Origin of the sequence: Neobacillus drentensis, assembly GCF_036966985.1 — a bacterium.
Classification (GTDB): Bacteria; Bacillota; Bacilli; order Bacillales; family Cytobacillaceae; genus Neobacillus; species Neobacillus drentensis_E.
On the sequence record NZ_JBALSN010000124.1, the window covers coordinates 1 to 5,908 of the forward strand.

Here is a 5,908-nt window from a genome sequence, read left to right on the forward strand (position 1 = left end):
AACTATATATATAGAAAATCTATACAAAAAGAGGGATGAATATGGAAACGAAAATAGAAACAAAAATTGGTAAATCTGCTTGGATCTTCTTATTATTATGTTTATTGCTTGGTATTTTAGCGGAAGAAGCTTTTTTTCGCAGTGAGATAGGGATATCCTACTTTGTGTTTGTTTCGGCATTTTATTCACTGTTTCTTTGGCGTTACCGACGCTATCAATTTTCCCATCAACGATTAGGATACTTAATTCTTTGTTGTGTTTGGTTGATGTCGGCTAACTACTTCCTAAATATTAACTTTCTCTTTTATGGCTTAAATATTTTGGTGATCCCTGGGTTGGTTATCTTTCATTTGGTGTTAATAACCAGTCCGAAAAATTTTCAATGGAATAAACCTGCTTTTATTTCGTTAATATTCATACGCCTAATCCAATCAATAAAATTTAATATCGGTTTTGTATCATTGCTTGGAAAGAGCTTAAAACAAGGTGGTCATGAGGACAAATTGATAGTATGGAAAAAAGTAATCCTCGGGATTGCCATCTCGCTGCCAATCCTATTTGTTGTATTGAACTTACTGATATCAGCAGATTCACAGTTCGAACAATTGATTGGAGGTATTCCCCAATGGTTTCAAGTCATCAATGGGGAACGAATCTTTAGACTTATAGTTATTTTAATTTGCACGTTTGCTTTCTTTGGTTTCATGCAGATTCTTTATACCAGACATATTAATGTAATGAAACAGCCAACAAACAAAGAAGGATTTAATCTAGATGGGATTATCTCCATTACAGTTTTAGTGATTATTAATTTAGTGTATCTATTGTTTACTCTCGTACAATTTCGGTATTTTTTTAGCGGGACTTTATCGGAAGACTTTACCTATGCAGAATATGCTCGAAAGGGGTTTTTTGAGCTATTGTTTGTAACACTCATCAATTTATCGATTACAGTAATCGTGTTAACGTTCGTTAAGCGCACAACAAGGTTTATGCAAAGAGCCACACAAATAATGTTAACCATCCTTGTCCTCTCGAGCTCTGTTATGCTTACTTCTGCCTTCATGCGGTTAAGTATGTATGAAGATGCGTATGGATTTACGTTTACAAGAGTTCTTGTCCATTCTTTTATGATTTATCTTGTTATCATTTTTACGTATACTCTTGTGAAAATATGGGTGATGAAGTTATCATTATTTCATTTTTACATTATTTCATCCCTAATCTATTACACAGCAATTACAGTAATTGACTTAGATAAAATTGTCGTGAATGAAAATCTGAATCGTTACGAGTTGAGCGGGAAAATTGATGTTAACTACCTTAATAACCTTTCTTATACAGGGGTGTTAGGCTTAATCGAACTCTATGAAAAAGACCAGAATATACCGGATTTAAAAACAGTTCTCTTAGAGAGAAAACAGGAAGTCCTTACTGAAGACCTCCCGTGGCAATCGTATAATCTAAAACGAGAGCAGCTAGAATCTGAACTAAGGAAGTTGGATATTGAATGAATAGGAAGACGTTTCGGAGTGAGAGCCGAAGCGTCTTTTTATGAAAATAAATTAGGAATATTGCAAAAATACTAATTAAATGGTAAAAAGAAAAGGGACTGTCATTTTTTAGCAAATATATTTGGGTGGGATAGAATGAGACGATTATTTCGAGTACTTATCAGAATTGTATTAATAGTAGGAGGATTTCTTTTTATTTTTAATCTTCCCTCATTATTAGGGATTGGAAAGAATCATATAGAAGTTAACTTCGAAACGTTTTGGGTAAATTTAACATCCGATTTTCAAATATTACTTCATTCTAATCAAGATAAACAACTAGAGGTCTTCGAAAAATTACACATGGCTGAAAGTTATCAGTATACAATGACGATACTTTTAAGCAGTCTTTTATTTATAATTTTCCTATCGATGATTACGGCTATATTGATTTTACTCTCACCAGAAAAAGTAAAAAATAAATTGAAAAGCGGAATCAATTTCTTCGAAGCTGTTCCAGATTTACTCATTATTTTTTTATTCCAGTTTTTTGTTATCACACTATATAAATCCACCGGATTAAAGTTTTTACAACTCTATGGGTTATTTGGTCATAAGCCTTATTTTGTTCCAATCATGACCGTTTCTTTTCTGCCATTTCTCTTATTGCTACAATTTCTCATTAAGATCATTGATGAGGAACAATACCAGCAATATGTTCTCTATGCGAAAGCAAAGGGAATGGGCCGTCTTCGGACGTTACTTGTCCATATTATGAGAAACATTTTTCCGCTTTTAATTTTTCAGTTAAGAACAATTGTATGGGTATTACTATCGAATATATATTTAGTCGAAATTTTATTTAACATTAGTGGGTTTAATCAGCAATTGTTTAAAATAATTTTTATGGATGGAGAATTTTCTGTACTTGTCATGTGTTTGCTTATGTTATCCATTCCACTAGTGATTATGGAAACTGTAGGCTGGTTTATTTCTAAGTTAATCAAAGGGAAGGAGGCGGTTAGTATATGAGAAAATATAAAAAGACGATTATTGGTTCAACTTTACTACTTCTCCTATTGATCATGAGTATTTTATATCCATATTATGGGCCAAAAGATTATAATCATCAGGTGCTCGTTAAAAATGAACAGGGCGAAATCATCGGCAGGGCGCCGTTTCCACCCTCTGAACAGCATTTATTAGGAACGAACCTAAATGGTGAGGACATGCACTGGCTATTACTCTATGGAGCAAAATTCACCTTAATCTCAGCCTTTGGAGTAGCTTTATTAAGAGTTTTTCTAGGGGGCATTTTCGGGATTTTCCTTTCCATGTGGGCTCCATTCTTAAAAGGTTATGTGAAAGACTTTTTCCTAACTTTCCGTTACATCCCATCGATTCTCATTGCTATACTTCTGATGATACCGATTGTGGGCGATTTTAATGATGTTGCTGTTTCTTCTATTGTTACCTACCAAATTATTATTCTTGTTTTTATCGGATTTCCTTCGGTCACCATTTTCGCCTCGGATGTAACCGATCAATTATTACAAACTTCATTTGTACAAAGCTCAAAGTTGATGGGGGCTGGGAAATTACATATTGTCAGAAAACAGTTGATGCCTTATATCCGTTCATACGGAATACTATTTTCAGTCCAGCAATTTATAAGTACCCTCCACATTACAATGCAGCTCGGTCTGTTTGGGATGTTTCTAGGAGGAAGAAATAGGGCAGGTTTCATGGGATATGAGGAACCACCTAAGCCAGCAACCTTATCAAATGAATGGGCAGGTTTAATCGGTCAGAACTTTAGTGAATTCGTACGTGCCCCATGGTCTATCTTATCGCCAGTGATAGGTTTCTTTGTAGTTATTGTCATCGTGAATTTTATAAAGAAAGAACTCGAAGAGAATTTATATGGAATAAATGCCGTCAAAAATAAAGAGAAAAAAGGAAAAGATACGAAGGTGGCCGCTTATTCTTCTGATAGATTTGAGTTTGTCCAAAAATAATCGAAGTTTTATTTAGAGAAAACCGGGCTTTCGCCCGGTTTTGTTTTTCAATCAAAAAAAGCAGGATCAAATGATCCCGCTCCAAAATCAGTCCCCATTAAACATATCGAAAATGCCCCGTGCAATACTGCCTTCATCTTTTGCACCGCCGCGTGAAGGGGCTGCCGCAAATACCCGGCTTGCCAGACGGCTAAATGGCAAGGATTGAATCCATACCGAACCTGGACCTCTTAGTGTAGCAAAAAACAACCCTTCACCACCAAACAACGCTGTTTTAACGCCTTTTACAAATTCAATATCATAATTAACGCTGCTGGTCATCGCCACTAAACAACCAGTATCGACTCTTAATGACTGGCCAGGCAAAAGGTCTTTTTTAATAATTGTTCCGCCCGCATGGACAAAAGCGAGCCCGTCACCTTCTAACTTTTGCATGATAAACCCTTCACCGCCAAAGAAGCCGGCCCCGATTTTACGTTGGAATTCAATCCCAACTTGAACCCCTTTAGCTGCAGCAAGGAAGGCATCTTTTTGGCAGATTATTTTCCCGCCCAGTTGGCTTAAGTCCATTGGAATAATCTTTCCAGGGTACGGAGAAGCAAACGAAACGTGCTTTTTGCCCATGCCATTATTGGTGAAGGTTGTCATAAATAAGCTTTCACCTGTAAGAACGCGTTTTCCGGCACTAAACAATTTCCCCATTAGGCCGCTTCCACCGCCAGAGGCACTGCCATCACCAAAAATAGTCTCCATATGTATGTCATCATCCATCATCATAAAGCTGCCTGCTTCAGCAACAACTGTCTCTTGCGGATCCAGCTCAACCTCAACAAACTGCATGTCATCACCATAGATTTTAAAATCAATTTCATGGTTATTCATCCTTTTCCCTCCACTTTTCATAATGGCAAATCTATTTATATTATAAGAAATTTAGGAAAAAAGTGCTAATTTTAACCAATAAAAAAGGACGCCTGTTTACACAGACGTCCTTCGCGTATTGAGGCGAAAAACCACACTCCACATAGTGCGTTCCAAAAGGAATGTTTCTCGACTTACACAACTCAGCTCATCGCTTTGCTATTGTATCATGGCGACGTCAATCAAACAAGTAGTTTCTTAAAAAATAAATTTTTAACCAAAATACTTGAAACGGGAGATAAATTACCATATATTCAAATAATCAGATATACAAAAATAAGAAGATAAGAAGGGTTAATATGTTAATTGATAAAAGATTCCATAATTATACCTTAAGGAGTGTTCCAAAAGACCTCCTGTCGGGATTGATTGTCGGTGTAATAGCGATTCCATTGGGGATGGCGTTTGCTATTGCTTCAGGTGTGAAACCAGAGTATGGAATCTATACGACTATTGTTGCAGGGATTCTTATCTCCTTATGTGGCGGATCGAAGTATCAAATAGGAGGCCCTACTGGAGCGTTTATTCCAATTTTATTTGGAATTGTGATGACATACGGATATGAAAATCTTCTCATCGCTGGGTTTCTTGCGGGGTTTATTCTCTTGTTAATGGGCCTTTTTAAACTTGGATCTTTAATAAAGTATATTCCTAGACCTGTAACGATTGGATTCACCACAGGAATAGCCGTGACGATATTTACTGGTCAAGTTGCTAGTTTCCTAGGTTTGGAGGGTATAAAGAAACATGAGGAATTTATTAGAAATGTCCAAGAAATTTTTCTTCATTTAGGTACTATTAATATGTTTAGTATATTAACGGCGGCAATTTGTTTATGGACGGTCATCCTAACACCAAAAATAGCACCGAGAGTTCCTGGTCCACTTATTGGCTTAGTAGTTTCCTCCGTCATAGCAACATTGTTCTACCCAACCCAAATTGCGACGATTGGAACGGCCTATGGACAAATTCCAAGTACTTTACCTGAACTCCATATACCGAATTTGAGCATCGAGATGATTGTTAAGATGCTAAAGCCAGCCTTCATTATTGCCATGCCGGGTGGGATTGAATCATTGTTATCAGCCGTTGTGGCAGATGGAATGACGAATAGCAGGCACAACAGCAATAAAGAGTTAATCGGACAAGGAATTGCCAATATGATTACCCCTTTATTTGGCGGGATTCCAGCAACAGGGGCAATTGCAAGGACCGCAACTAATATTAAAAATGGAGCAATTTCACCGTTTTCTGGGATGATTCATGGGGTTGTTGTCTTGTTAGTCTTACTGTTTTTTTCCCCTTATGCATCGTATATACCATTAGCGAGTATGGCACCAATCTTGATGGTCGTAGCATGGAATATGAGTGAAAGAAAAGTTTTCTCCCATATATTTAAAACAAAATCGACGGATTCACTGGTATTAATGGTTACGTTTTTATTAACGGTTTTTGTAAATTTAACCATGGCAGTAG

At 36.6% G+C, this 5,908-nt stretch carries 5 protein-coding genes; 4 read left to right on the plus strand and 1 reads right to left on the minus strand.

What is annotated here, in order from left to right; translation table 11 throughout:
- Positions 1 to 41: 41 nt before the first annotated feature.
- From V7659_RS08930 to V7659_RS08940, 3 genes are all read left to right on the plus strand, one after another.
- Entirely contained in the window at positions 42 to 1,514 is a 1,473-nt protein-coding gene (locus tag V7659_RS08930; protein ID WP_335539527.1) for a DUF4153 domain-containing protein, read from the plus strand.
- A gap of 135 nt (positions 1,515 to 1,649) precedes the next feature.
- On the plus strand, positions 1,650 to 2,525 hold the full coding sequence (locus V7659_RS08935) for an ABC transporter permease subunit (protein WP_335539529.1): 876 nt from the start codon (positions 1,650 to 1,652) through the stop codon (positions 2,523 to 2,525).
- Complete coding sequence (locus V7659_RS08940) at positions 2,522 to 3,511, plus strand: ABC transporter permease (RefSeq protein WP_335539531.1); 990 nt, start codon at positions 2,522 to 2,524, stop codon at positions 3,509 to 3,511. The genes V7659_RS08935 and V7659_RS08940 overlap by 4 nt, the downstream gene beginning before the upstream one ends.
- An 87-nt stretch (positions 3,512 to 3,598) precedes the next feature.
- Here V7659_RS08940 and V7659_RS08945 read toward each other — a convergent pair whose 3' ends face one another.
- Positions 3,599 to 4,393 (minus strand): TIGR00266 family protein, encoded by a 795-nt coding sequence (locus tag V7659_RS08945; RefSeq protein WP_283878746.1) that lies wholly within the window; start codon positions 4,391 to 4,393, stop codon positions 3,599 to 3,601.
- Between the two features lie 338 nt (positions 4,394 to 4,731).
- On the opposite strand from V7659_RS08945, the gene V7659_RS08950 reads away from it, so the two are divergent.
- The coding region (locus V7659_RS08950) for a SulP family inorganic anion transporter (protein ID WP_335539535.1) at positions 4,732 to 5,908 on the plus strand (1,177 nt) is incomplete at its 3' end.